This is a genomic window from Pseudomonas sp. 1L-B-1-E-C1 (assembly GCF_057291835.1).
In genome coordinates, this window is record NZ_JBXAWN010000003.1 from 236,335 (window position 1) to 262,824 (window position 26,490).

The following is a 26,490-nucleotide window of genomic DNA, read 5'->3' on the forward strand; positions in this document are numbered from 1 at the left end:
GCGGTGCTCGCGGCAATCACCCTGATTTTCTTCTTCCTCGCTTACGTCGTTGCGCCATTGTTTCAAGGTGCCGACCTGACTGCGAAAGACTCCATCACCCCGGCCTGGATGCAGGACGCCGGCAAGCCGCTGATGATCTCGCTCGAAGAGCAGAATCAGGTGGCCATGCGCGTCTCCGACAAGGGCCAGGCGCTGTTCTTCGACCTCGACAGTGGCGCTGAATTGAGACGCGTCGATCTGCCGCTGCCGGCGGGCGCAACCGTAACCTCGATTGGTGAAGATCAGCCGGGTCAGCCGCTGGTGGCCGTGGGCCTGTCCAACGGTAAGGCGCTGGTGTTCCGTCACACCTATAAGGTCAGCTACCCCGACGGCAAGAAAACCATCAGCCCGGCCATCGAATATCCGTATGGTGAGGCGCCGATCGCGCTGAATGAAAGCGGCGGTGCGTTGGAACATGTCAGCCTCAACGCCACCGATTCGACCCTGATACTGGTCGGGTCCACCGGTTCGCAACTCAACGTGCTGTCGCTGACCAGCGAAGAAAACATGATGACCGGCGAAGTCACCAGCGAGCAGAAGCGTATCGATCTGCCGCAGATGACTGAACCTGTGAAAAACATCTTCGTCGACCCGCGCCAGCAATGGCTGTACGTGGTCAACGGGCGTGCCCAGGCCGACGTGTTCAGCCTGCGCGACAAGAGTCTCAACGGGCGCTACAAACTGCTGGAAAATGCCGACGCCGAAGTCACCGCGACCACGCAACTGGTAGGCGGCATCTCGCTGATCGTCGGTGACTCCAAGGGCGGTCTGGCCCAGTGGTTCATGGCCCGCGATACCGATGGCGAGCAGCGTCTGAAGCAGATTCGCACTTTCCAGATGGGCTCCACGCCAATCGTTGAAATCGCCGCCGAAGAGCGCCGCAAAGGCTTCCTCGCCCTCGATGCCAGCGGCAAGCTCGGCGTGTTCCACAGCACCGCACATCGTACTTTGCTGGTCGATCAGGTAGTTGAAGGTCAGGGCCTGTTCGGCCTGTCGCCGCGCGCCAACCGGGTGATCGTCGAAGCCGGCGGCAAGCTGCAACCGCTGCTGCTCGACAACCCGCACCCGGAAGTGTCATGGAGCGCGCTGTGGAGCAAGGTCTGGTACGAGAACTACGACGAGCCTAAATACGTCTGGCAATCCACGGCAGCCAACACCGATTTCGAACCGAAACTGAGCCTGTCGCCGCTGACTTTCGGTACTTTGAAAGCCGCGTTCTACGCGATGCTGCTGGCGGCGCCACTGGCCGTCGCTGCGGCAATTTACACCGCGTACTTCATGGCCCCGGGCATGCGTCGCAAGGTCAAACCGGTGATCGAGCTGATGGAAGCGATGCCGACGGTGATCCTCGGTTTCTTCGCCGGTCTGTTCCTCGCACCGTATGTCGAAGGCCATCTGCCCGGCATCTTCAGCCTGCTGATGCTGCTGCCGATCGGCATTCTGGTCGCCGGCTTCACCTTCAGTCGCTTGCCTGAATCCATCCGCCTCAAGGTGCCGGATGGCTGGGAAAGTGCGCTGCTGATTCCGGTGATTCTGTTTGTGGGCTGGCTGTCGCTGTACATGAGCCCGTTCATGGAGAACTGGTTCTTCGGCGGTGACATGCGCATGTGGATTTCCCACGACCTGGGCATTACCTACGACCAGCGCAACGCTCTGGTGGTCGGTCTGGCCATGGGTTTTGCGGTGATCCCGAACATCTACTCGATCGCCGAAGACGCCGTGTTCAGCGTGCCCCGTGGTCTGACCCTCGGTTCGCTGGCCCTCGGTGCCACGCCATGGCAGACCATGACTCGCGTGGTGATCCTCACCGCCAGCCCGGGCATCTTTTCGGCGCTGATGATCGGCATGGGCCGTGCGGTCGGCGAAACCATGATCGTGCTGATGGCCACCGGCAACACCCCGGTCATGGAGATGAATCTGTTCGAAGGCCTGCGCACGCTGGCTGCCAACGTCGCGGTGGAAATGCCCGAGTCGGAAGTCGGCGGCAGCCACTACCGCGTGCTGTTCCTCTCGGCGCTGGTGCTGCTGTTGTTCACCTTCGTCATGAACACCCTGGCAGAACTGATTCGTCAGCGTCTGCGCAAGAAATACTCGTCGCTTTAAGCAAAGGTAGAAGTCTGTGAAACAGAACTCCCTGAAAGGATGGTTCAAGAGCGGCGCCCCGGGCGTCTGGATCAGCGGTGGCGCAGTGTCCATCGCGGTCATCATGACCATTGGCCTGTTGGCGGTAATTGCCGTGCGCGGTCTCGGTCATTTCTGGCCGGCGGATCTGATTCATGCCCATTACGACGTGCCCGGCCAGGCCAACCACCTGATCGTCGGCGAAGTGGTGCAGAAAGAAGAAGTGCCGCGCGCACGTCTGAAGAGCGCCGGCCTGCCCGTGCCTGACGAGGGCCCGGAATTCATGACCCGCGAGCTGATCAAGGTCGGCAACCGTGACCTGAACGGCAACGACTTCACCTGGATCGTCGGCGAGTGGCTGACCAAGCAGACCACGCCGCCCGAGTTGATGGCGATCGAGCGTCGCGAGTGGGGCAATTTCTACGGTTACCTGGTCAACGTCAAACAGGACGGCAAGGTCATTGCCGAAGGCGAGGCCGCATGGCCCGAGCTGCAAGCGCGCATCGATCGGGTGAACGAGCTGGCTGCTCAGCTGAAGACGCTGGAAAAGTCTGATATCGGTGCGATCAACGCCGGCCTCGAACGCATCCGTCTGCACGGTCGCAAGCTGGAGCTGGAAGGCAAGCTTGACGCCACCGCACAAGCGGACATGGCGTCCGAGCGCGCCGAGCTGGATGCTCGCTACAAAGACATCGAAGCACGCTTGGCCGACCTGCATGCGCAATTCAACCGCGACGCGTTGACCGCTCGCGATGCCAACGGCAAAGAGATTGAAATCGGTCTGGGCAAAGTGGTTCACGCCTACCAGCCGAACGCGATGAGCACCATCACCAAGGTCGGTTTCTACTTCAGCAAGATCTGGGAATTCCTCTCCGATGACCCGCGTGAAGCGAACACCGAAGGCGGGATCTTCCCGGCGATCTTCGGCACCGTGATGATGACCCTGATCATGGCGATGATCGTCACCCCGTTCGGCGTGCTGGCGGCGGTGTACCTGCGTGAATACGCCAAGCAGAACACTCTGACGCGGATTATCCGTATCGCGGTAAACAACCTTGCCGGTGTTCCGGCCATCGTTTACGGCGTGTTCGGTCTGGGCTTCTTCGTCTACGTGCTGGGTGGTTCGGTTGACCGCTTGTTCTTCCCCGAAGCATTGCCAGCGCCAACCTTCGGTACGCCGGGCCTGCTCTGGGCTTCGCTGACCCTGGCGCTGCTGGCGGTGCCGGTGGTGATTGTGGCGACCGAGGAAGGTCTGGCGCGTATCCCGCGCACCGTGCGTGAAGGCTCGTTGGCCCTCGGCGCGACAAAGGCTGAAACCCTTTGGAAGATTGTGATCCCGATGGCCAGCCCGGCGATGATGACCGGCATGATCCTCGCCGTGGCCCGCGCCGCCGGTGAGGTGGCGCCGCTGATGCTCGTGGGTGTGGTGAAACTGGCGCCGTCGCTGCCGGTGGACGGCAACTATCCGTACCTGCACCTGGATCAGAAGATCATGCACCTGGGCTTCCACATCTATGACGTCGGCTTCCAGAGCCCGAACGTCGAAGCCGCCCGCCCGCTGGTCTACGCCACCGCGCTGCTGCTGGTGCTGGTAATCGCGACGCTGAACCTGTCGGCGGTGTATATCCGCAACCACCTGCGCGAAAAATACAAAGCACTGGACAGCTAAGGACGACGCGAACCCTGTGGGAGCGAGCTTGCTCGCGAAGCTTTTTGACGGCTGCACTGGCCCCTTCGCGAGCAAGCTCGCTCCCACATTGAACTGCGTCCGTCGCAACATTGATGGAAACTGCAAAAGCAGTGTTCCGAACCGAATTTGTTAGCACAGGGAGCCTCCCATGCAGCACGAAACACACAGCCACGGCATCAACATGTCTGCCCTGGGCCGCGACAAGCAGAGCCTGAATCTGGCGCAGGAAACCGTTGCCATCGAAGTCCCGGGCCTGAGCCTGTACTACGGCGAGAAACAGGCGCTGTTCGACGTCAGCATGAATATCCCGAAGCAGCGTGTGACCGCGTTCATCGGTCCGTCCGGCTGCGGTAAATCGACGCTGCTGCGCACCTTCAACCGGATGAACGATCTGGTCGATGGCTGCCGCGTCGAGGGCGCGATCAACCTGTACGGCAACAACATCTATCGCAAGGGCGAAGACGTTGCCGAGTTGCGTCGTCGCGTCGGCATGGTGTTCCAGAAGCCCAATCCGTTCCCGAAGACCATCTACGAAAACGTGGTCTACGGCTTGCGCATCCAGGGCATCAACAAGAAGCGCATTCTCGACGAAGCGGTCGAGTGGGCGTTGAAGGGCGCGGCGCTGTGGGATGAAGTCAAGGACCGCCTGCACGACTCGGCCCTTGGCCTTTCCGGTGGTCAGCAACAGCGTCTGGTCATCGCCCGCACCATCGCGGTCGAGCCGGAAGTGCTGCTGCTCGACGAGCCGTGCTCCGCTCTCGACCCGATCTCGACGCTGAAAGTCGAAGAGCTGATCTACGAGCTGAAGTCCAAGTTCACCATCGTCATCGTGACCCACAACATGCAACAGGCCGCGCGGGTTTCGGACTACACGGCGTTCATGTACATGGGCAAACTGGTGGAATTCGGCGACACCGATACCCTGTTCACCAATCCGGCGAAGAAGCAGACCGAAGACTACATCACCGGTCGTTATGGCTGACAGTTGCGGGTTATTCACAGAATTGACGCTGCGGCCCACCGCACCTTACCGGACGCTCCAAGGACGCCAACATGATTAGTAAAGAAGGCCTTACCCACCACATCTCCGCGCAGTTCAACGCTGAGCTCGAGGAAGTGCGCAGCCACCTCCTTGCCATGGGCGGGCTGGTCGAGAAGCAGGTCAACGACGCGGTGACCGCGCTGATCGAGGCCGACTCGGGTCTGGCTCAGCAGGTCCGTGAGATCGACGACCAGATCAATCAGATGGAACGCAACATCGACGAAGAATGCCTGCGCATTCTTGCCCGTCGTCAGCCGGCGGCGTCCGATCTGCGTTTGATCATCAGCATTTCCAAGTCGGTGATCGATCTTGAGCGTATCGGCGACGAAGCGACCAAGATCGCCCGCCGTGCCATCCAGTTGTGCGAAGAAGGCGAAGCGCCGCGTGGTTACGTCGAGGTTCGCCACATTGGCGATCAGGTGCGCAACATGGTTCGCGATGCGCTGGACGCTTTCGCGCGTTTCGACGCTGATCTGGCCTTGTCGGTGGCGCAGTACGACAAGATCATCGACCGCGAATACAAGACCGCTCTGCGCGAGTTGGCCACGTACATGATGGAAGATCCGCGCTCTATCTCGCGGGTGCTGAGCATCATCTGGGTCCTGCGTTCGCTGGAGCGCATCGGCGATCACGCACGCAACATCTCCGAGCTGGTGATCTACCTGGTGCGCGGGACCGATGTGCGGCACATGGGCCTCAAGCGCATGAAGGAAGAAGTTGAAGGCACAAGTGCCGAAACCGCTAATGTTCCGGGCGAAGCTGACGATAAGTAAGATTGCCTGAGAAAAGCGCCCGGCCCTCTGGCCGGGCGTTTTTGTTTCTGCTTTTCAAAGGCTGATGCGAATTAAAGCGAATCAAAAAGCAGCACCCGCGAACGAAAAGTCCCGGCGTGACTGAAGAGTTTTGGCAATGTGCCATCAGCCAGCGTTATGCTTGCCGGGATTTTAATAGGGGTGTTGGATGAGCAAGATCAGTGTGTTGGTCGTGGACGACGCTTCGTTCATTCGTGACCTGGTGAAAAAGTGCCTGCGTAATTACTTCCCGGGGATCCGCACCGAGGACGCCATCAACGGCAAAAAAGCCCAGGCCATGCTGGCCAGAGAGGCGTTTGACCTGGTGCTCTGCGACTGGGAAATGCCGGAAATGTCCGGTCTTGAACTGCTGACCTGGTGCCGCGAGCAGGACAACCTCAAGACCATGCCCTTCATCATGGTGACCAGCCGTGGCGACAAGGAAAACGTCGTACAGGCGATTCAGGCCGGCGTTTCCGGTTACGTCAGCAAGCCATTCACCAACGAGCAGTTGCTGACCAAGGTCAAGCAGGCGCTGAACAAGGTCGGCAAGCTCGACACCTTGATGAACAGCGCACCGACCAAAATGAACTCGGCGTTCGGCAACGATTCCCTCAGTGCCTTGACCGGTGGCAAGCCTGCCGTGGTTGGCGGTGCTCCGGCTGCCGCTGCGGCCAACCCGTTTGCCAAGCCTGCCGCTGCAGCTCCGGCAGCCGCCGCTGCGCCATCGCGTGGTTTGCTCAACAGCCCGCCGGTGCCGGCCCCTGGTGCATCCAAGGCGCCGGTGGGCGGTCGCGGTCAGGGCCAGTTGCGGTTGCCGAGCGGTACCCAGCAATGCGTGATCAAAGCGTTGAGCATCAAGGAAGCGTTGCTGGTCGTGAAGCGCACCGAGACCCTGCCGCAGATCCTCGACAGCGCCGTGCTCGATCTTGAGCAGGGTGACAACGCCGAGATCGCTCGCCTCAATGGTTACCTGCACGCCATCGTCGCCCACGAGCAGAAAGCCGACAGCGACTGGCTGCAACTGACCTTCCGCTTCGTCGACCAGGACGCGCAGAAGCTCGACTACATCTCGCGCCTGATCGCCCGTGGCACCGCGCAGAAGCATTTCGTACCTGGCGCCTGATCTTCTTCGCCTGAGACACCGCCTTCGCGAGCAAGCTCGCTCCCACAGAGATCACACCGAACCTGTGGGAGCGAGCTTGCTCGCGAAGGGGCCATCAAAAGCACTACCCATCTCCCGCTCCCGCCAATTTGAAACATCTGTCGACTAGCCTGGTCTGTCTCAGCTGCTAGGCTGATTCCCAGGCCTCCCTTCGACAGACCTTTGCCCATGCTCGCGCGCCTGCTGTTTTTCTGCGGTCTCTGCCTGGCCTCCCAGCTGGCGATGGCCATGACCATTTACAAATCCACCGACGCCAACGGCGTGGTCTCGTACAGTGACCGCCCGAGCAAAGGCGCGAAAGTGTTCGTGTTTCAGGATCGCATGGTCGAGCGTCTCGACCGTCAGGTGTACCTGGACATCAAGAAGCAGAAGGGCGTCGATGTGGTGTTCGCGCGCAACGATCTGTACGCGCCGGTCGAGGTTGCCCTGGCCTTCATCGGCACGAGCAATGTGCGCGGGGCCTCAGCGCAGGCGATCCGTCGCGTGCTGCCACCGCGCAGCAACACGCGGCTGGCGCTGCTGACGGCGATCAGCCGCGACCAGCCGCTGGTGTATTCGCCGCAGTTCCAGTATTCGCTGGGCGACCCCTCAGGCACCGCGCAGAGCTATCGCTATCCGCTGCCCTGGCGTGGCGGACCGTTCCGCCTGAGTCAAGGCGCCAACGGCCAGTACAGCCACTATGGACCGAAAAATCGCTACGCCATGGACATCGCCATGCCGGTGGGCACACCGATCATTGCCGCGCGAGCGGGGGTGGTGGTCAAGACCGAGAATTCCCAGAGCGGGCGCGGCACCGATGCCTCCGGCAACTTCGTCCGGGTGCTGCACGACGACGGCACCATGGGCGTGTATCTGCATCTCAAGCAGGGCTCGGTGAGTGTGCGCGAAGGGCAGCGGGTCAAGGTCGGCAGCCCGCTGGCGCTGTCGGGGAACACCGGCAACAGCAGCGGCCCGCACCTGCACTTTGTGGTGCAGCGCAATACCGGCGAAGGGCTGGTGTCGATTCCGTATCAGTTCAACCAGCCGCTGGGGGCGTTGCCCAACTTTGCGTTGGGCAAACAGTGATGAGGTGACCGTGCTGGCCCCTTCGCGAGCAAGCTCGCTCCCACAGATGAAATGTATTCCAATGTGGGAGCGAGCTTGCTCGCGAAAGGCGCGGCGCGGTGCAGGATCAGCGTATCAATCGAGCATCAACACCTTGGCCAGGACAATCTTCGGCCCTTTCATCTTCTTGATGATGATCCGCAGGCCTTCGACTTCCAGCACTTCTTCCTCTTCCGGCACCCGTTTCAGGGTTTCGTAGACCAGCCCGGCGAGGGTTTCCGCTTCGATGTGATCGAGGTCGATACCGAGCAGACGTTCCACCTTGAACAGCGGCGTATCACCACGCACCAGCAGCTTGCCCGGCTGATAGGCGAGAATGCCGCGTTCAGCCTTGCGGTGTTCGTCCTGAATGTCGCCGACCAGCACTTCCAGCACGTCTTCCATGGTCAGGTAGCCGATGATGTTGCCATCAGCCTCCTCGACCACGGCGAAGTGCGAGCCGCCCTTGCGGAACTGCTCCAGCAGCTGCGACAGCGGCATGTGCCGCGATACGCGCTCCAGCGGACGGGTCAGCTCAGCCAGGTTGAACGACTCCGGAATGTGGTCCAGCGCCGCCAGCTCCAGCAGCAGATCCTTGATGTGCAGCAGGCCGACGAACTCCTGGCGCTCGCTGTCGTACACCGGATAACGGCTGAACTTGTGGCGACGGAACATCGCCAGGATTTCCTTCAGCGGCGCGTTGAATTCCAGGGTGATCAGGTCTTCGCGGGAGTTGGCCCAGTCGACCACTTCCAGCTCGCCCATTTCCACCGCCGAGGCCAATACGCGCATGCCCTGATCGCTGGGATCCTGGCCACGGCTGGAGTGCAGGATCAGTTTCAGTTCTTCGCGGCTGTAATGGTGTTCATGGTGCGGGCCGGGTTCACCTTGCCCGGCGATACGCAAAATCGCGTTGGCGCTGGCGTTGAGCAGGTAGATCGCCGGGTACATCGCCCAGTAGAACAGGTACAGCGGCACCGCCGTCCACAGCGACAGCAGCTCGGGTTTGCGGATCGCCCACGACTTGGGTGCGAGCTCACCGACGACGATGTGCAGGTACGAAATGATGAAGAACGCGGTGAAGAACGACACGCCTTTGATGATCTCGGGCGAGTCGACGCCGACTGCGCTCAGCAGCGGCTCGAGAATATGCGCGAACGCCGGTTCACCGACCCAGCCCAGGCCGAGGGAGGCGAGGGTGATGCCGAGCTGACACGCCGACAGGTAGGCATCGAGCTGACTGTGCACGGTACGCAGGATATGTCCGCGCCAGCCATGTTGTTCAGCGATGGCCTCGACCCGGGTCGAGCGCAATTTGACCATGGCGAATTCCGCTGCAACGAAAAAACCGTTGAGCAACACCAGGATCAGAGCAAAAAGGATCATGCCGAAGTCGGCAAAAATGGTTGCGAGGGACAAGCCAGGGGAAGGGTCCATGATGGAGTTTTGCGGGTTCCGTGTGATTCGAAAGTAGGGAGAAACAGCGCCTGAAAGGCAGGCACAAGTCAGCCAATGTAGCGGCTGGCCGGGCGATTGCCTAGTGGCGTGTGCCGGGCGGCATCACTCGGCGGCGCTGATCGCCCGTGCGCTGGCCACCTGGGCCGGGGCGAAATGGCAGGTGAATGTGCTGCCGTGGCCGGGCACGCTACTGATCTCCATGCGCGCGCGGTGGCGCAACAACACGTGCTTGACGATGGCCAGGCCGAGGCCGGTGCCGCCGGTGTTGGAGTTGCGACTGGAGTCCACACGGTAGAAGCGTTCGGTCAGGCGCGGCAGGTGTTTGCTGTCGATACCGATGCCGGAATCCTGCACGCTCAGGTGCGCGCCTTGCTCGTCGCCCCACCAGCGAATGCGGATGTTGCCCTCGGCCGGGGTGTACTTGACCGCGTTGAACACCAGATTGGAAAACGCACTGCGCAGCTCGGCCTCGCTGCCCTTGAGCAGCAGGCGCGCGTCGGCTTCGAGGCTGATGCGCTGGTTTTTCGCGCCGGACAATTGCTGCGCATCGCTGGTGATCGATTGCAGCAACGTGTCGATCTGCACCGGCTGGTTGTCCGATGGGTAATCGGTGGCTTCCAGCTTGGCCAATAGCAACAAATCGTTGAGCAGCGTCTGCATGCGCCCGCCCTGTTGCTGCATCTGTTGCAGGGCACGGCTCCAGCGCGGGTTCACTTCTTCGACATTGTCGAGCAGGGTTTCCAGATAGCCGCAGATCACCGTCAGCGGCGTGCGTAATTCGTGGGAGACGTTGGCGATGAAGTCCTTGCGCATCTGTTCCAGCTGATGGATGCGCGTGACATCGCGGACCAGCATCAGGTGTTCATTGTTGCCGTAGCGGGTCAGGTACAGCTGAATGCGCACGCGATCGTTGGTCGGCGAGGGAATTTCCAGCGGCTCGGCGAAGTTGTCCTGCTCGAAGTATTCCTTGAAACGCGGATGGCGCACCAGGTTGGTCACCGGTTGGCCGCTGTCCTGTGGGGTCTTGAGGCCGAGCAGGGTTTCGGCGGCGCGGTTCCACCATTCCAGATTGCCGTCGCTGTCGAGCATGATCACTGCATCTTTCAGCGCGGCGGTGGATTCCTGTACCCGGTCGATGACCGCTTGCAGACGCCCGCGCACCCGTTGGTCGCGGCGTTGCAGATGGTAGATGCTGTCGAACACCTCGCCCCACAGGCCATAGCCATCGGGCGGCGCTTCATCGGGTTGGTGCTGGCGCAGCCATTCGTGCAGACGCAGCAATTGCTTGAGCGTCCAGGCCAGATAAAGGCCCAGACCGGCCGCAAGGCTCCAGCCGTAATAGCCGGTGATCAGGCCGATCACCAGGCAGGCGGTGACCAGCAACAGCATGTGGCGAATCAGGGTGCCATGCCAGTTTTGATTCACAGTCGATACGGTCCTTGTCAGCGAGTCTGGCGGGCGGATCAGGCTTTGGTCGAGAACCGGTAGCCGGTGCCGCGCACGGTTTGTACCAGATTTTCGTAGGCGTCGCCGAGGGCCTTGCGCAGGCGGCGTATGTGCACGTCGACGGTGCGCTCTTCAACATAGACGTTGCCGCCCCAGACCTGGTCGAGCAACTGGCCACGGGTGTAGGCGCGTTCCTGATGGGTCATGAAGAATTGCAGCAGGCGGTATTCGGTCGGGCCCATCTCGGCGGGTTTGCCGTCGATGGTCACGCGGTGGCTGATAGGGTCGAGCAGCAGGCCACCGACTTCAATCGGCGCTTCGCCATCGGTGGGGCCGGCGCGGCGCAGCACGGCTTTGAGGCGGGCGACCAGTTCACGGGGGGAAAACGGTTTGGTGATGTAGTCGTCGGCACCGACTTCCAGGCCCTGGATCTTGTTGTCCTCTTCGCCCTTGGCGGTGAGCATGATGATCGGGATGTCCCCGGTCAGCTCGTCACGCTTGAGGCGCCGGGCCAGTTCGATGCCGGAAGTGCCGGGCAGCATCCAGTCGAGCAGGATCAGATCCGGCTTGCGGTCGACGATGATGGCGTGGGCCTGCTGTGAGTTCTCTGCCTCGAGGCAGTCATAGCCGGCCATTTCCAACGCCACGGCGATCATTTCGCGAATGGGCGCTTCGTCGTCGACGATCAGAATGCTCCTGCCAACCATGCCTTAATCCTCTTGTCATTTAACTGTCTTGCGCCGCATTAGATAACGGAATTATTGCAGTCGTGTGACAGTATTTCAGAGTGGCGGCGTTTGTGCTGATCCTGAACTAAGCTCCAAGTCCGAATCCTGACAACCACCAAAGAAGGTTTCCATGACTCAGATGACTGCTTCTTTCAAAGCCCTGCTGATGACCGCCGCCCTGACACTGCCGGGGCTGGCCATGGCGGCCGATCCGGCGATGGAGAAGGACGGCATGTACACCGATCACAAGGGCATGACCCTGTACACCTTCGCCAAGGACTCCGCTGGCAAGTCTGCCTGCAACGACAAATGCGCCGCGAATTGGCCACCGCTGAAGGCTGAGGCCGGCGACAAATCCATGGGCGACTGGACGGTGATCAAGCGTGACGACGGTACGATGCAGTGGGCCTACCAGGGCATGCCGCTGTACACCTTCGTAATGGACAAGAAGGCCGGCGACATGACCGGCGACGGCAAAATGGACGGCGCCTGGAAAGTCGCCAAGGCCAAGTAACCGCAAATCCCCTGTGGGAGCGAGCTTGCTCGCGAAGGCGTCGTATCAGTCAACCAATGCGTTAACTGACACACCGCTTTCGCGAGCAAGCTCGCTCCCACAGGTTTGAATCCTTATCGCAACGCGTAATCCAGGACGATCCCGACAAAGATCGCCAACCCCGCCCAGTGGTTGTGCAAAAACGCCTGGAAACAACGCATGCGGTCCTTGCTGCGCGTGTACCAGAACTCCCACGCATAACACCCCGCAGCCACCAGCAAGCCGAGGTGGAACCAGATCCCCAGCTCGAACTTCGTCCCGGCCAGAATCAGGCAACCCAGCGACAGCGCCTGCAAGCTGAGGATGATCACCCGATCCGCCTCGCCAAACAGGATCGCCGTGGATTTCACGCCGATCTTCAGATCGTCATCGCGGTCGGTCATCGCGTAATAAGTGTCATAACCCACCGTCCACAGCAGATTGGCGATCCACAGCAGCCAAGCCGCCGCTGGCAACTCGCCGGTCTCGGCGGTGAAGGCCATGGGCATGCCCCAGGAAAACGCCGCGCCCAGCACCACTTGCGGGTAGTAGGTGTAGCGCTTCATGAACGGATAAGTGAACGCCAGCGCCAGACCGCCGAGCGACAGCCAGATGGTCGGGGCATTGGTGCACAGCACCAGCAGAAAACTGATGCCCATCAGCACGGCAAAGAACACCAGCGCTTCCTTCGAGCTGATCCGGCCAGCGGCGAGCGGCCGTTGCGCGGTGCGTTTGACATGGCCGTCGACCTTGCGGTCGGCCCAGTCGTTGATCACGCAACCGCCGGCACGGGTCAGCACCACGCCGAGGACGAAGATGACGATGTTGGCCAGCGACGGCGAACCCTTGCCGGCAATCCACAATGCCCACAGCGTCGGCCACAGCAGCAGGTAAATGCCGATCGGCTTGTCCATGCGCGTCAACTGCACGAAGTCCCAGGCGCGCGGGTTCAGACGGTTGAGGGACTTGAGCAGGCTCTGGTACATCAGCAGTTCTCCGGATGGGCGCGGGCGGCGTCCCACAGGCTCGGCAGGAAGATTTCCGCGACCAGCACACTCAGCGCGCCACGGTCGAAACGCGAACGCCGGCCCCACAGCTCAGGGGCTTTCACCGTTGATGGCAGCCATTGTTCAGGGTAGTGGCAGACTTCAATCGCGCGACGCTGAAACGCCTGATCGCAAAACAGCAACTCGCCCAGCGAGCGGCTGCCCAGTTCATCCATGTGCAAACCGTCACCTTGCAGGGCCGCCCGCGAGGCGACGCTGCGGGCAAACACCCAGGCCTCGCCGTGGCCGCGCAAATACACCTCACGGACCCAGCCTTCGCTGCCCTCGGCCAGATCCAGCGCTGCGCATTCATCAGCACGCAGGGTGGCCCAGCCTTCGAACAGCGGCGACACGCTGAAGCCATCCTCGGACAAACGGGTCAGACGGCGGGTCAACGAACCTTCGTCGAACAGCCAGTCGAGGGTCAACGGATCGGGGCGGGGCGTCAGGCGGTCTTGGGTCAGCCAGAGCGGGGCGGGACAGGCATTTGAATGTTGCACAATGAGTCATTATTGGCCGCAAATGAGGCGGCGAGCTTACCATGGCGGGCGACAGGATTGAGCGGCGCCGGCCGCCGTTGCGCCGAACAGGCTTGCATCTGCGCGGCACCCTCAGTACAAAACGCCCTGAGCCGGATGGCAACGCAGCACCCATCGACCGTCCGCGCCGGCACTACGCCTGAAACCTGAGGAAGTACCTGAATGAAGAAGTGGCAATGTATCGTCTGTGGCCTGATCTATAACGAAGCCGATGGCTGGCCGGATGACGGCATCGCGCCGGGCACCCGCTGGGAAGACGTACCGGCAGACTGGCTGTGCCCTGACTGCGGCGTCGGCAAGATGGACTTCGAAATGATCGAAATCAACTGAACACAACCAAGGAGTAAGGCATGAGCGCACCAGTCGTCATCATCGGCACCGGGCTTGCGGGCTACAACCTGGCCCGCGAGTTTCGCAAGCTCGACAGCGAAACCCCGTTGCTGCTGATCACCGCCGATGACGGCCGCTCTTACTCCAAGCCGATGCTCTCCACCGGTTTCGGCAAGAACAAGGACGCCGAGGGCCTGAGCATGGCCGAACCCGGCGTCATGGCCGAGCAGTTGAAGGCCGAAGTGCGCACCCACACGCGCATCAGCGGCATCGACGCCGGCCACAAGCGCTTGTGGATCGGCGAAGAAGCCGTGCCCTATCGCGACCTGATCCTGGCCTGGGGCGCGGAAACCGTGCGCGTGCCAATCGAAGGCGACGGCGCAGATCTGGTATTCCCGATCAACGATCTCGAAGACTACGCGCGCTTCCGTGCCGCAGCGGCGGGCAAGCGTCGGGTGTTGTTGCTCGGCGCCGGGCTGATCGGCTGTGAGTTCGCCAATGACCTGATCCTCGGCGGCTACGAAGTGCAACTGGTCGCACCGTGTGAACAGGTCATGCCGATGCTCTTGCATCCCGCCGCGGCGGCGGCCGTGCAGGCCGGGCTGGAAAGTATCGGGGCGAAGTTTCATCTCGGCCCGGTGCTGACCCGGCTGGAGAAAGTCGCCGACGGCCTGGAAGCGCACCTGTCCGACGGCCAGGTTATCCCGTGCGATGTCGTGGTCTCGGCGATCGGCCTTCGCCCGCGCATCGATCTGGCGGCGGCTGCCGGCGTGCAGGTCAATCGCGGCGTGATGGTCGACCGTTACCTGAAAACCTCCCACGCCAACATCTACGCTCTGGGCGACTGCGCCGAAGTCGACGGGCTCAATCTGCTCTACGTGATGCCGCTGATGAGTTGCGCTCGAGCGCTGGCGCAAACCCTCGCCGGAAACCCGACCGCGGTCAGCTACGGGCCGATGCCGATCACCGTGAAAACCCCGGTGTGCCCGCTGGTGGTTTCGCCGCCGCCACGGGGCAGCGAAGGCGTGTGGAGCGTCGAAGGGCAGGGCGCCGACATCAAAGCGCTGTGCCACAGTGCCGACGGTCAGTTGCTCGGTTACGCCCTGACCGGCGGGGCGGTCATGGAAAAACTGGCCCTGAACAAACAGCTGCCGCCGCTGCTGGCGTAAATGCCGGTCGTTCTGTCGCAAACACCGCTCTTTTGCCCCGACAAAGGTCTTGGGGAGACTGGCGCCGCCGTTGGCGGCGTGCCATTCTCACTCCCGTCTGCCGCAGAGTAGAGCCTGCGGCGCCTTGGGCGCTGTTCCAACGAGAACAGCACGGACATAACAACAAAAAACCGTCAAAGGGGCTTCACTAATGCGTAAACCAGAACTCGCCGCTGCAATCGCCGAAAAGGCAGACCTGACCAAAGAACAGGCCAACCGCGTCCTCAACGCCGTCCTCGAAGAAATCACCGGCGCCCTGCACCGCAAGGACAGCGTGACGCTGGTCGGCTTCGGCACCTTCCTGCAACGCCACCGCGGCGCCCGCACCGGCAAAAACCCGCAAACCGGCGAACCGGTCAAGATCAAGGCCAGCAACACCGTGGCGTTCAAGCCAGGCAAATCGTTGAAAGACAGCGTCAATCCTTGATCGCGGCGCGCTCCCCTGAATGACGGGGAGAACCGCAAATGAAAAATGGGCACACCGATTGCGGTCGGGTGCCCATTTTTTTGTGGTTGCCTGATGACTTACTGGCGGCGGAAGCAAGCCTTGCCGTTGCCGAAATCCACGGCCAGGCAGTTTGGCTCGATCGCTAGTTGCAGGTCCTGAAACAGGCCGCCCAGATCGCTGTTCGAGGCAGGCTTGGTTTTGCTCTCCAGCACCACTGTCTGGTTCTCGACTTTCCAGGTGCCTTTGGCAAAACCGTCGGCGCTGCCATACGCCACACCGGCGTCAAAGGTACCGTCCTTGCGCAAGAGCAATTCGGCGCCCATTTCCATTGCGCCGGTCAGGTAGTAATGGCCGTCCAGTGGCGGGGTATCCGCTGACGCTTGGGAGGCGGGCAGCCACATGAGTGCGGCGAAAAACAGTGGTTTCAGTTCCATGAAATGAAGCTCCTTGGCAGCAGTAGTAGAGAGACCGAATTTTCGAGCGTTGGATTCTGGCACAGCCATGTTTTGCCCGCTCGTTGTTCAGGCGCTACACGATCGAATCGATGTCCAGATGAAACGGCGCGCCAACCGCATGCCCTCCGGTCATCGCGGCGATTGCGGCATCGTGATCGTCAGCGGCTGGCGGAGTCATCGCCAGTTGTTCCTGAACAAGGTTTTCCGGGTGGTTGTTCCAGCGCAGCAGACTTTCCTCGACCCATTCGGGCTGGTCGGCATAGCTGCCGTAAACGTCGGTCTCAGTGACCCGTTGACTGCGCAGCGCTGTCAGGCGGGCCTTGGTCATGCTGATCTTGTCTATTTCCTGATTGAGCATCAGCGTCTTGTGCGCGCGCTCCTGCTCTCGCACGTAAGAACGGTGGTTGTTTTGCAGATCGCGCTTAACGGCCCGCAGCTGTTGCTGAATATTCTCCAGCGCGCTGCTGATCCACTCGAATTCGCGATTGGTCACCAGCGAACGCTTGAGCTGCAGTGCTTCCTGCCAACGGCGCAAGCTGGCCCAGCAGCCGGGGATGTAGCTGCCGACCATTGAGTGGTGACCCCGGTCGAACAACTGCCGCAGAAACGATCCGCGTTCGGGCAAGCCGTTGGTAGCGCGCAGGGCCTTGGCGCAGCCGTGATCGACGATCGTGCTGCAACCCGGCTCCCAGAGAAGGGAGGATCGGTGGTCCTTGTCGAACTCAACGGGCATGAAATGGCGCAAAGCACCGTGATGCCCATAGTCGTCGCCAAAGAAATTGATGATTCCCCAGATCAGCAGGCCGAGGCCGGCGACCGGGTTGAAGCCCAGCACCACGGCGTTGGTTGCGTACATCGGCCCAGGCTTGGCAAAGGTGTTCATCCAGGTCGCCGGCACGCTCGGTACCGGATCGTTCTGATTGACGATGCGGTGATGCACCAGCGATCTGGCGCTTTCGATGAAGGAGGTGTCGCCGGCGCGGGGGGCGCCGTAGGTGTAGAGCACGATTTGCGGGGAGAACTCCAGGTTGCGTCTCAGCATCTCGGACAGGATCAGTGCAACTGCACCGCCCAGACTGTGACCCGTGATCAGCAGCTTTTGCCCGCTGTAGAATTTTTCCAGATAAGTCACGATGAATGGATAAACCGCCAAAGCGCCACCGTAGAAACCGCGGTGCACTTTGCCTTCGCCTTCGGCAAAGGGAACCTGATAGGCATCGCCGTCACGCAAGCCGTCGGGCCAGAATTCACTGGTACCCCGCACGCTGATCAGGATCAGTTCGTCGTGGTGGCAGATGAAGGCTTGAGTGTCCGTGCTTTCGACCTGTTTGCGATCATCGAAAAAATGCAGTCTGGCGGGGTGTTCCTGTTGATTCCCTAACGAGGGGTCATTCACTTCGCGGTAAAGATTCGGGTCAAACGGCACCACTTCCAGGCGTTTCGAGTACGGTACGTCTTCATACAGTGGGTAGTATTTCTGCGTTTGCGAGTCATCGACCTTCCACAACTCATCGAACTGCGGTAGCGCGTGGCCGAACCAGTTGCCGCTGCTGGGCTGCAGCGGAAAGCTTACCGTGTCGGTCTGCACCGGTTGAGTGTTGGGTTGCTGTCCGAAATCGGTGTAGCTCAGCGTGGCCATTACCGACAGCTGATAAAGGTTGAGCGCGCAGAACGCCTCGCCTGTCGACAGCATTGGCCGTAGCGCTCTCATCGGACGTACTTCCAGCACATGGTGCTTGTTCGGCAGCAGTGCGACGCCCTTGGGCGGCGGCGGGGAAAACCCCAGTTCGACGGTGGCCATCTCCGCCGCACTCAGGATTGCGTGCAGTCCGCCATCCGCGGCGGTTTTATCGACGACCGAGAAGTCTCGGGATTTCGCAGCGGGTCGCATGAGCTTGTGCGCCGCCCTCTTCGGAGGGTCGCGACGAGCAGCCAGCGGTGGCAGGTGGGCGATGTGTTTTACCAGTTCACTGACTTCGACCTGGCAGTACGCATCGGTTTCGGGCAGGTCCTTGGCGGGGTTGGCCTGGGTACGAGTGCCTGTTTTGTGGAAGAAGCGGGTTTTTTCGGCGCGGACCTGGAGTTCGGTAATGGGGAGGGGGTAGTCCAGTCTTTTTCTCAAGTCTCGATACAGCGCGTCTGCTCCTTGAAAAGGCTTATTCAGCTTGAGCACTACCGGGCCACAATGGTGGTTGTCTACCTTTGCCCAGCCTTTCGCATCCAGTTTTCCAGTATGAACGGTGTCTTCGTAGTCGGTGATCTCATATGCCAAGCCGGCGTAGGGTGTGCCATCTCCGAACTCATTCACCAATTGAAAACTAGTCGAATGCCCGCGCATCGGGCAGGCGTGGATATCACCTTGCATGAAGGTGGTAACGCTTGTCGGTAAGGATTCAGCGTTCATGGAGTCTCGTCCGTGTTTTCATTGCAACTTGGATAGATGGTGCAAATCCGTCCATCCACCATTCTGAAGGTGCTGAAGTCTTCATAATTTCCATTGCAGTAACCACGCTGGTCCTCATAGCCTTCACCCATACAGCGCTTCCACCCACCCGGAACCTGAACCCAAGTGTCCCCCCAGCCAGGCCTCTCTTCATTCGCCATTTTTATTTTCAACCTCATGGTTTTATTCGAAAGCTGATCTAGCGTGTACGCAGCGAAAGGACGGCTCCGCGCTACATTTCCCTGTGCATCCATACCTTTGCATCTCAACATTTTTATTAGGTTACGCTTGGAGCTGACTGTCCGAAAAAACCACATACATTGGCCTAAGATCTCGCCTTCACCATCCTCACTGAAAGTCCCCATCTGTCGTTCCAACAGCTCCGGACGTACAGCAATCGAGGCGTAGTCATAGCTGAAGTTGCTTCGCCCTGGACCATAAATACCGATGACCTTGATCTCGATGTAATTCAGTGCGAGAGGACATTCGCTTACGGTTCTGTACAGCGGGATCTCGGAAGTCCCTTGGTACTTCATATTGGTTTTGTTGTATCCCAGCTGCGTGTTTCTCCCGCCAGGGACGGTGCATGTTTGGCCCTTGGCCGGAACATAGGTGGCCGTCAGGTCGTACTTGAATCCGGGCGGGAAATCCGGAACAAACATAAAGGTGTTCGGGGTCTTCACCGTCGTACAACCCACCAGCCATCCCAGGCAACCACTCAGCAGCAACCCTTGTTTCAATTTCCTCATCGACCTGCTTCTCCCTGCCAATACAACGCTTCCTGATATACCCGCTCAAAATGCATCGCCGGATCTTCACCGGGTTTGGGCAGCCATGATTTGCCTGGCCGATATCCCGGTAACTGCAAACTGCGCGTCAGCAAGAAATGCACTTGCTCCGGTTGTTGCCAGCCCCACAAGTGCGTCAGTTGAATCAGGCCCCACAACCATTCATCGACGTCGAGTTGTTCGGCCAGCTCGGCCATGGCTTCGGTGTGTTCGCCGACCAGGTAACGGCGGGTGTTGTCGAACAGCACGTTGGCGTAGATCAGTTCCGGGGTCGGCGTGTGCAGCCACGGCGGATCCATCGGCAGCGGATGGTGGCCGGGGTCCGGGTTGTCGATGGCGTTCCATCGTTCTGCGTGCCAATAGCAAACGCTGTTGAATGGCCCGAGAAACGCGGCGCGGTGCTCGGGTTGCAGGTGCGCCAGCGCACGGCCCAGAACCCGGTTGTCATGCACGCGGTACACCGCCAGATTCGGGCGTTCGCCGGTTATCAGGCGCTCGCGCCAATGCGCCGCCAGCAGATCAAGTTCGACGTGACGGGCACTGGCCAGCCAGCCCCAATTGCGCTCGGGCGTGGCGAGCAAGGTCTGGATGGCGGGATGCTGCGCCGTATCGATCTGCAACAGCAGCGGGCCGGTCGGCACCAGCGACTCGGCCGGCGTGCCGGTGTAGAGCGGACGAAACCGCTCGGTGCCGAGGTCGCGGGTCAACGCAGCGTGCTCTGCGCTTTGGCCGTCGGTGTCGAGCATCAGATACAGTTCGCAGCCAGCGCGGGACTGAGCGTGCAACCATTGTTCGACCGGGCTCATGCGACTTCTCCCAGCTCGCACTGACCCGCTGCGCAGGCTTCGCACAGCGGGCAAAAATCCGCTGCCTGCTGGCGCGCACTGCTGATGATCGACAGCGGTGTGGCACTGATTGGAGCAGCCAGACCAGCCTCAACCTGCAGCGGCTGTAGCGGTGCGAGACCCGCCAGTGGCGCTCCGCCCTGAACGATGGGCACGCTGCTGAAAATCCCGCCGGCATTGATCACGATGTGATGACCGCCCGCTGACAGCGTCAGGCTCATGCCGGCATCGATCACCACGTTGCTTGCCGTGACATGCGCCTGCTGGCCGGCCTGGATCACCAGAGCGCCCAAGGTCTGGCTGCTGGTGCCGCTGACCTGCAACAAGTCGTCGGCGTTGATTACTGTGCTGCGCAGTCCTTGATGAGTGCGCGAATCCTTGCCCTCGATGAGACTGGTGCTGTCATTGCCGACATGCTCATGGCGGTCGCGAGTGATCAGGCTGCGGCTGTCGTTGAGGATCAGTTGCTCCAGATCACGCTGCGCGCGCAGGTAGATCTTCTCCTGCCCGGCGCGATCCTCGATCGACAGTTCGTTGTAGCCGCCATTGCGCGGTGAGCTCTGGCTGCGTAATACCGTGCGGGTTTTGCTCGCCGGCAAGGGATGGGCGACGGCATTGACCTTGTTGGCGACGCAGCCGGTAATCAGCGGTTGGTCCGGGTCGCCTTCCTGGAAGGTCACGACCACTTCCATGTCGACCCGGGGCACGGTCACCGTGCCGAATCCGTCGCCTGCCCAACTGGAAGCTACGCGTAGCCAGCAGCTGCTTTTTTCGCTGTTGCGTTCAGCGCGATCCCAATGAAACTCGACACGAACCCTGCCGTATTCATCACAGAAGATCTCCTCTCCGGGAGGCCCGGTAACGCGCGCGGTCTGGCAGACCAGCAAGGGTCTTGGCGCGGGCAAAGGCGGACGGTAAACCACCTCTGCGGGAATGGCCCTGAAGGCATTGCGGTACCCTTGGGAAAAACTATCGGCAGGTTTCGCCTCGCTGCTGAAAGCTTCTTCGAGCACCGCCGGTTGCTTGCCTTCGTGAGTAAGACTGACCAACAACCACAACTCGTTGCAGTCGGCCCTGGGATGTTCGCTCAGCTCGAACAGGTGACCGCTGCGCAAAATCGCCTGATCGCTTTTGCCTTCAATCCATTGATAGTCGCTGCGATGGCGCTCCAAGGCCTGACGCGTCAGCTGTTTGCCGTGCTTTTCGGACTTCAGCAACAGTGGATAGCGATAGTCCTCCAGAGCCGGCGTGAACTCTGCGGTGAAGCGGCTTTCCAGCAGCAGGCTTGGGCGCTTGAGGTCATAGTCACGGCGCGTGACGGTGCTGGTACGGGTGTTGAAGCCCATGGTCAGGTGGTTGACCTCCGGGTGTTCGGCAACCATGCCGCTATCCACCCTGAAGGGTGTCGTGCCCAATTTGCGCGCGAACACCGGGCTGTCGCTGAACACCAGTAAATGCCTGTCGATCGAATGCTGGTGATGCCAGGCAATACCCTCTTCGGCGCACAGGCGCTGAATGAACAGGAAGTCGCTTTCGCCGTACTGCGTGCAGTACTCACGTGGCTCGCCGACGGTGACATTGAACGTGAAGTCATCGGGCTGGATGCCATGCCCTTTGAGCACTTGCGCGATGATCTGCGGCACTGTCAGCTGCTGGAAAATCCGCTGGTCGTGGCTCATTTGCAGATAATGCAGCGCCGGTACCAGTGTCAGCTCATAACGGGTCAGACGCTTGCCTGACTTACCGAGCATGACGTTTTCGATTCGCCCGTGAATGCCTTCGCCGGCAAACCCGAACTGCAGGAATGCGGGCCGGCTGAGCAGGCTTTCCAGATCGATATCTGCGTGCTCGCTCACCAGCTCGATGCGAATCGCGTAGAGCTGACTGATCGCTTCTGTGCCAGTGAATGCAAGCACCTTGAAGTCGTGGCGAATGGTCGGGATGTGCAGTGAGAATGGCGCGCAGTGGCCTTTGCCGAACATGGCTTGTCCTTAAGCAAAGTGAGTCAAAGCGCGATGCCGTTCCTCCCTGATCGCCGCGCATGAAAAGTTGCCAGGGCAAGCTAGCGGCGCGGAAAATTAATTGATGTAAGAAGTATCCCTGACATTTGTCAGAGTATTCCGGTGTGAAAGTGTGGGTCGGAATGAGGGAAGTGTCTGTAGGGAGCGGCTTCGATAACTATCGAGTTGGCAGTGTTTGCTGGCGCAGGGAAAGTTTCAGAATAATGAAGTGCTATCATTATGGTGGCACTTTTTGCGTTGCTCGTTGTCGCGGAAAACTTGTTGGAGCAAACCAGTCATTTTCGGAAGTGTCCTACTTCTATTTTTTTTTGAATTTGGCATGCTGCACGCCGCTCGAGGACACGGGCGTCCGGTAAACTCGCCCGGCTGCGGCGGGAGGCTCTGGGTCAATGGTTTGGCGGGAGCGGGAAAAATGCGCTGATTAATAAGCGGCCTCAGGGAAACCCCTGTGACATATAGGGCGATCTCCTACAGAGCCCACTGAACAGTTCGTCTTGTTGTTTAATCAGATGCTTGCTAGTGGCCATCATTGTGATTACGATGCGCCCACTTGTAAGAGCACATCTCAATTGGATGAGTCGCTGAACCGCTCTTCGATACTGTCCCGCGTTGCTGAAACTCCATTCGCGCGCCTGACTGTAATCCTTAATAAAGGCCATGGATGTCCTACTCAAGCAAACTTTCCGCCCATTACCTCGAACTCGCAAAAGTCTCTGTTTCCAAAGAGAATTTCGCGGGCGAAGACGTTCGTTTTTCGAGCGAATTCGAGGCGCTGGAAAGTGAGCTGGCCAAGGCTTCGTCGATGCACGAAAGCGGGCAGATCGACTGGCTGAAAATCCGCGAAAACAGCGAAAATCTGCTGCGTACCCAATCCAAGGATCTGCGTGTCGGCGCCTGGCTGACGTGGTCGCTGTATCAGCGCGAATCCTTCCCGGGCCTGCTCGCCGGCCTCGGTCTGCTGCACCATCTGTCGGAAAATAACTGGGCCGACGTCCATCCGCTCAAACCCCGCACCCGCGCCGCCGCAATCGGCTGGCTGGTGCCGCGTCTCGAGCAGGTCATCACCGAAAACATTGCGATCAAAGAACAGTTGCCGATGTTCCGGCAGCTCTCCGAGCACCTGGCCGGTCTCGAGGCTGCCTGCACTGAACATCTGGGCGATGACGCGCCGCTGCTGCTGCCGATCTCCCGCCGCCTGAAAACCATGATCCAGCGCGCTGCCGACAACCAGCCGGCCCCCGGCGTGGTGGGCGCGGCGGTGGCGCAGGTCAAGCAGGCCGCAAGCCAGTTGCTCACCCCCGGCGCGCCGATCGACAACGAACGCGATGCGCACAAAGCCCTGCGCGCGCAGCAGGAAAGCGCCCGCCCGTTGTGCGCCTGGTGGCTCAAGCAGAAGGCCACCGACCTGCGCGCCCTGCGCCTGAACCGTACTTTGCTGTGGATGACCATCGACGCGGTGCCCGAGCGCAACGCCGAGCAGATCACCGTGCTGCGCGGCCTGCCGCTGGAAAAGCTCAAGCTCTATCAGGACCGCTTCGATCAGGGCAAATACGCCGACCTGCTGGTGGAACTGGAGGCGAGCCTGGCGAAGGCGCCGTTCTGGTTCGATGGCCAGAGGATGGTCTGGGAATGTCTCCAGAACCTCAACGCCGAGCTGGCCATGCGCGAAGTGGAAATCCACTTCGCGCTTTTGATTCAGCGCCTGCCGGGCATCATCGAGCTGCGCTTCCATGACGGCGCGCCGTTCGCCGATCCGTCCACCCGGGCGTGGATCGCCGCCAACGTCATGCCGCACCTGCAAAGCGCCAGCGCGCCGCGCAAGGTCGAAAGCGAAAACGTCGAAACCCAGCCGGCCTGGGAAAAAGCCCTCGAGGACGTCCAGCCGATCCTGCGCAAGGAAGGTTTGAAACCCGCCGTGCAGATTCTCAAGCAGGGTTTGCAATCAGCCTTCGGCGGGCGCGAACGCTTTTTCTGGCAGTTCGCCCTCGCGCGGCTGTGCTTCCTGGCCAAGAAATACGAACTGGCCAAGAACCAGCTCGAAACCCTCGATCAGACATTACTGGACTCAGGCCTGCACGCCTGGGAGCCGGAGCTTGCATTGCAAGTGCTGCACCTGCTGCACAGTTGCTGCGAGTTGTTGCCGCAGAACCATGCCGTACGTGAACGCAAGGAAGAGATTTATCGCAGGCTGTGCCACCTCGACCTCGAAGTGGTACTCGAATAGGCCCCAGGGCCACAACCGCAAGGAGAAAAGCCATGGCCAAAGAAGGCTCGGTAGCCCCCAAGGAACGCATCAACGTCACCTTCAAACCCGCCACCGGCGGTGCTCAGGAAGAGATTGAACTGCCGCTGAAACTGCTGGCAATCGGTGACTACACCCACCGCAAGGACGAGCGCAAGATCGAAGATCGCAAGCCGATCAGCATCGACAAGATGACCTTCGACGAAGTGCTGGCCAAGCAAGAGCTCAGCCTGACGATGAACGTGCCGAACCGTCTGCAGGAAGAGGGCAGCACTGAAGAGCTGGGCGTGCAACTGCGCGTCAATTCGATGAAGGACTTCAACCCGGCCAGCCTGGTCGAGCAAGTGCCTGAGCTGAAAAAACTGATGGAACTGCGCGATGCGCTGGTGGCCCTCAAAGGCCCGCTGGGTAACGCACCTGCGTTCCGTAAAGCGATCGAAGGCGTGCTCGCCGACGACGAATCCCGCGGTCGCGTACTCGGTGAGCTGGGCCTGAACGCCGCAGCCCCGGACGCCTGAGACTCCAGTAGCCAAGGAAGCCAACACAATGAGCACTAGCGCAGCACAAGAGAAGAGCGCCGCCAGCGGCGAATACAGCATTCTCGACAGCATCATCGCCGAAACCCGTCTGACGCCGGACGACGAAGCCTACGACATCGCCAAGCGTGGCGTGTCGGCGTTCATCGAAGAGCTGCTCAAGCCGCAGAACAACGGTGAGCCGGTCAAGAAAGCCATGGTTGACCGCATGATCGCCGAGATCGATGCCAAGCTCAGCCGGCAGATGGACGAGATCCTGCACCACCCGGATTTCCAGGCGCTGGAATCGTCGTGGCGTGGTCTGCAGTTGCTGGTCGACCGCACCAATTTCCGCGAAAACATCAAGATCGAAATCCTCAACGTCTCCAAAGAAGACCTGCTGGACGATTTCGAAGATTCGCCGGAAGTCATGCAGTCGGGCCTGTACAAGCACATCTACACCGCTGAATACGGCCAGTTCGGTGGTCAGCCGGTTGGCGCGATCATCGCCAACTACTACATGTCGCCAAGCTCGCCAGACGTCAAGCTGATGCAGTACGTGGCCAGCGTTTCGTGCATGTCCCACGCGCCGTTCATCGCTGCCGCCGGGCCGAAATTCTTCGGTCTGGAAAGCTTCACCGGCCTGCCCGATCTGAAGGATCTGAAAGACCACTTCGAAGGCCCGCAATTCGCCAAATGGCAGAGCTTCCGTACCTCCGAAGACTCCCGCTACGTTGGCCTGACCGTGCCGCGTTTCCTGCTGCGCAACCCGTACGATCCGGAAGAAAACCCGGTCAAGTCGTTCGTGTACAAGGAAACCGTTGCCAACAGCCACGAGCACTACCTGTGGGGCAACACCGCTTACGCGTTCGGCACCAAGCTGACCGACAGCTTCGCCAAATTCCGCTGGTGCCCGAACATCATCGGCCCGCAGAGCGGTGGCGCGGTTGAGGATCTGCCTCTGCACCACTTCGAAAGCATGGGCGAAATCGAAACCAAGATCCCTACCGAGGTACTGGTCAGCGATCGTCGTGAATACGAACTGGCCGAGGAAGGCTTCATCTCCCTGACCATGCGTAAAGGCTCCGACAACGCGGCGTTCTTCTCCGCCAGCTCGGTGCAGAAGCCGAAGTTCTTCGGCATCAGCGCAGAAGGCAAGGCTGCAGAGCTGAACTACAAGCTCGGCACCCAACTGCCGTACATGATGATCGTCAACCGTCTGGCTCACTACCTCAAAGTGCTGCAGCGTGAGCAACTCGGTTCGTGGAAAGAGCGTACCGACCTCGAGCTGGAACTGAACAAGTGGATCCGTCAGTACGTCGCCGACCAGGAAAACCCGAGCGCCGAAGTGCGTGGCCGTCGTCCGCTGCGCGCTGCGCAAGTGATCGTCAGCGACGTTGAAGGCGAGCCGGGCTGGTACCGCGTGAGCTTGAACGTGCGTCCGCACTTCAAGTACATGGGTGCCGATTTCACCCTGTCGCTGGTTGGCAAGCTGGACAAAGAGTAAGAGCGACT

Annotated in this window: 23 protein-coding genes; 13 read left to right on the plus strand and 10 right to left on the minus strand. The window is 60.4% G+C overall.

All coding sequences use genetic code 11. The annotated features are described in order from the left end of the window. Positions 1-108 precede the first annotated feature (108 nt). The 6 genes from AC0Z4S_RS07340 (at position 109) to AC0Z4S_RS07365 (ending at position 7,913) form a co-directional block, all read left to right on the plus strand. On the plus strand, positions 109-2,142 hold the full coding sequence (locus AC0Z4S_RS07340; RefSeq protein WP_485622645.1) for an ABC transporter permease subunit: 2,034 nt from the start codon (positions 109-111) through the stop codon (positions 2,140-2,142). A gap of 16 nt (positions 2,143-2,158) precedes the next feature. Continuing rightward, positions 2,159-3,829 (plus strand): phosphate ABC transporter permease PstA, encoded by a 1,671-nt coding sequence (gene pstA / locus AC0Z4S_RS07345; protein ID WP_485622558.1) that lies wholly within the window; start codon positions 2,159-2,161, stop codon positions 3,827-3,829. A gap of 169 nt (positions 3,830-3,998) precedes the next feature. Further along, positions 3,999-4,832, plus strand: a complete 834-nt coding sequence (gene pstB, locus AC0Z4S_RS07350) for a phosphate ABC transporter ATP-binding protein PstB (protein WP_252879120.1) — start codon at positions 3,999-4,001, stop codon at positions 4,830-4,832. Positions 4,833-4,903: 71 nt separating this feature from the next. Beyond that, on the plus strand, positions 4,904-5,665 hold the full coding sequence (phoU, locus tag AC0Z4S_RS07355) for a phosphate signaling complex protein PhoU (protein WP_016772483.1): 762 nt from the start codon (positions 4,904-4,906) through the stop codon (positions 5,663-5,665). Between the two features lie 187 nt (positions 5,666-5,852). Beyond that, positions 5,853-6,809: a response regulator gene (locus AC0Z4S_RS07360; RefSeq protein ID WP_471876963.1), complete on the plus strand. Its 957-nt coding sequence runs from the start codon at positions 5,853-5,855 to the stop codon at positions 6,807-6,809. 207 nt (positions 6,810-7,016) lie between these two features. Next, entirely contained in the window at positions 7,017-7,913 is an 897-nt protein-coding gene (locus AC0Z4S_RS07365; RefSeq protein WP_485622559.1) for a peptidoglycan DD-metalloendopeptidase family protein, read from the plus strand. 114 nt (positions 7,914-8,027) lie between these two features. Here the strand turns inward: AC0Z4S_RS07365 and AC0Z4S_RS07370 are convergent, their stop codons facing one another. The 3 genes from AC0Z4S_RS07370 to phoB form a co-directional block, all read right to left on the minus strand. Next, positions 8,028-9,368 carry a hemolysin family protein gene (locus AC0Z4S_RS07370; RefSeq protein WP_016772486.1) on the minus strand — a complete coding sequence of 447 codons (1,341 nt, stop codon included), beginning with the start codon at positions 9,366-9,368 and terminating at the stop codon, positions 8,028-8,030. Positions 9,369-9,491: 123 nt separating this feature from the next. After that, positions 9,492-10,814 (minus strand): phosphate regulon sensor histidine kinase PhoR, encoded by a 1,323-nt coding sequence (phoR, locus tag AC0Z4S_RS07375; RefSeq protein WP_485622560.1) that lies wholly within the window; start codon positions 10,812-10,814, stop codon positions 9,492-9,494. A 38-nt stretch (positions 10,815-10,852) separates the two neighbouring features. Further along, on the minus strand, positions 10,853-11,542 hold the full coding sequence (phoB, locus tag AC0Z4S_RS07380) for a phosphate regulon transcriptional regulator PhoB (protein ID WP_007896474.1): 690 nt from the start codon (positions 11,540-11,542) through the stop codon (positions 10,853-10,855). Positions 11,543-11,693: 151 nt separating this feature from the next. On the opposite strand from phoB, the gene AC0Z4S_RS07385 reads away from it, so the two are divergent. Next, positions 11,694-12,077, plus strand: coding sequence for a COG4315 family predicted lipoprotein (locus tag AC0Z4S_RS07385; RefSeq protein ID WP_471876965.1), 384 nt, complete (start codon positions 11,694-11,696; stop codon positions 12,075-12,077). Positions 12,078-12,190: 113 nt separating this feature from the next. Here the strand turns inward: AC0Z4S_RS07385 and ubiA are convergent, their stop codons facing one another. Together ubiA and AC0Z4S_RS07395 are read right to left on the minus strand one after the other, a co-directional pair. After that, entirely contained in the window at positions 12,191-13,081 is an 891-nt protein-coding gene (ubiA, locus tag AC0Z4S_RS07390; RefSeq protein ID WP_485622561.1) for a 4-hydroxybenzoate octaprenyltransferase, read from the minus strand. Further along, a complete protein-coding gene (locus AC0Z4S_RS07395) occupies positions 13,081-13,641 on the minus strand; it encodes a chorismate--pyruvate lyase family protein (protein WP_485622562.1) in 561 nt (186 codons plus the stop codon). The genes ubiA and AC0Z4S_RS07395 overlap by 1 nt, the downstream gene beginning before the upstream one ends. A gap of 201 nt (positions 13,642-13,842) precedes the next feature. Here AC0Z4S_RS07395 and AC0Z4S_RS07400 point away from each other — a divergent pair, with 201 nt between their 5' ends. The 3 genes from AC0Z4S_RS07400 to AC0Z4S_RS07410 all read left to right on the plus strand — a co-directional run bounded on the left by AC0Z4S_RS07400 (position 13,843) and on the right by AC0Z4S_RS07410 (position 15,645). Then, positions 13,843-14,010, plus strand: coding sequence for a rubredoxin (locus AC0Z4S_RS07400; RefSeq protein ID WP_003177199.1), 168 nt, complete (start codon positions 13,843-13,845; stop codon positions 14,008-14,010). A gap of 20 nt (positions 14,011-14,030) precedes the next feature. Beyond that, a complete protein-coding gene (locus AC0Z4S_RS07405) occupies positions 14,031-15,179 on the plus strand; it encodes an NAD(P)/FAD-dependent oxidoreductase (protein WP_485622563.1) in 1,149 nt (382 codons plus the stop codon). A 190-nt stretch (positions 15,180-15,369) separates the two neighbouring features. Further along, positions 15,370-15,645 carry an HU family DNA-binding protein gene (locus AC0Z4S_RS07410; protein WP_003213368.1) on the plus strand — a complete coding sequence of 92 codons (276 nt, stop codon included), beginning with the start codon at positions 15,370-15,372 and terminating at the stop codon, positions 15,643-15,645. A gap of 98 nt (positions 15,646-15,743) precedes the next feature. Here AC0Z4S_RS07410 and AC0Z4S_RS07415 read toward each other — a convergent pair whose 3' ends face one another. From AC0Z4S_RS07415 to tssI, 5 genes are all read right to left on the minus strand, one after another. Further along, a complete protein-coding gene (locus AC0Z4S_RS07415) occupies positions 15,744-16,100 on the minus strand; it encodes a hypothetical protein (RefSeq protein WP_485622564.1) in 357 nt (118 codons plus the stop codon). Positions 16,101-16,194: 94 nt separating this feature from the next. Then, entirely contained in the window at positions 16,195-18,525 is a 2,331-nt protein-coding gene (locus tag AC0Z4S_RS07420; RefSeq protein ID WP_485622565.1) for a lipase family protein, read from the minus strand. Next, positions 18,522-19,313 (minus strand): hypothetical protein, encoded by a 792-nt coding sequence (locus tag AC0Z4S_RS07425; protein WP_485622566.1) that lies wholly within the window; start codon positions 19,311-19,313, stop codon positions 18,522-18,524. Before AC0Z4S_RS07425 ends, AC0Z4S_RS07420 begins: the two co-directional genes overlap by 4 nt. After that, complete coding sequence (locus tag AC0Z4S_RS07430) at positions 19,310-20,158, minus strand: DUF4123 domain-containing protein (RefSeq protein ID WP_485622567.1); 849 nt, start codon at positions 20,156-20,158, stop codon at positions 19,310-19,312. Before AC0Z4S_RS07430 ends, AC0Z4S_RS07425 begins: the two co-directional genes overlap by 4 nt. Further along, positions 20,155-22,179 carry a type VI secretion system tip protein TssI/VgrG gene (tssI, locus tag AC0Z4S_RS07435; RefSeq protein WP_485622568.1) on the minus strand — a complete coding sequence of 675 codons (2,025 nt, stop codon included), beginning with the start codon at positions 22,177-22,179 and terminating at the stop codon, positions 20,155-20,157. Before tssI ends, AC0Z4S_RS07430 begins: the two co-directional genes overlap by 4 nt. A gap of 700 nt (positions 22,180-22,879) precedes the next feature. Between tssI and tssA the strand changes: the two genes are divergently transcribed. The 3 genes from tssA to tssC are packed head-to-tail and all read left to right on the plus strand — an operon-like array spanning position 22,880 to position 26,482. Continuing rightward, positions 22,880-24,442, plus strand: coding sequence for a type VI secretion system protein TssA (gene tssA / locus AC0Z4S_RS07440; RefSeq protein ID WP_485622569.1), 1,563 nt, complete (start codon positions 22,880-22,882; stop codon positions 24,440-24,442). 32 nt (positions 24,443-24,474) lie between these two features. After that, the gene (gene tssB, locus AC0Z4S_RS07445; protein ID WP_064365136.1) at positions 24,475-24,978 is read left to right on the plus strand and encodes a type VI secretion system contractile sheath small subunit; all 504 of its coding nucleotides are present in this window, start codon (positions 24,475-24,477) and stop codon (positions 24,976-24,978) included. 28 nt (positions 24,979-25,006) lie between these two features. Beyond that, positions 25,007-26,482, plus strand: coding sequence for a type VI secretion system contractile sheath large subunit (tssC, locus tag AC0Z4S_RS07450; protein WP_016772499.1), 1,476 nt, complete (start codon positions 25,007-25,009; stop codon positions 26,480-26,482). Positions 26,483-26,490: the final 8 nt, after the last annotated feature.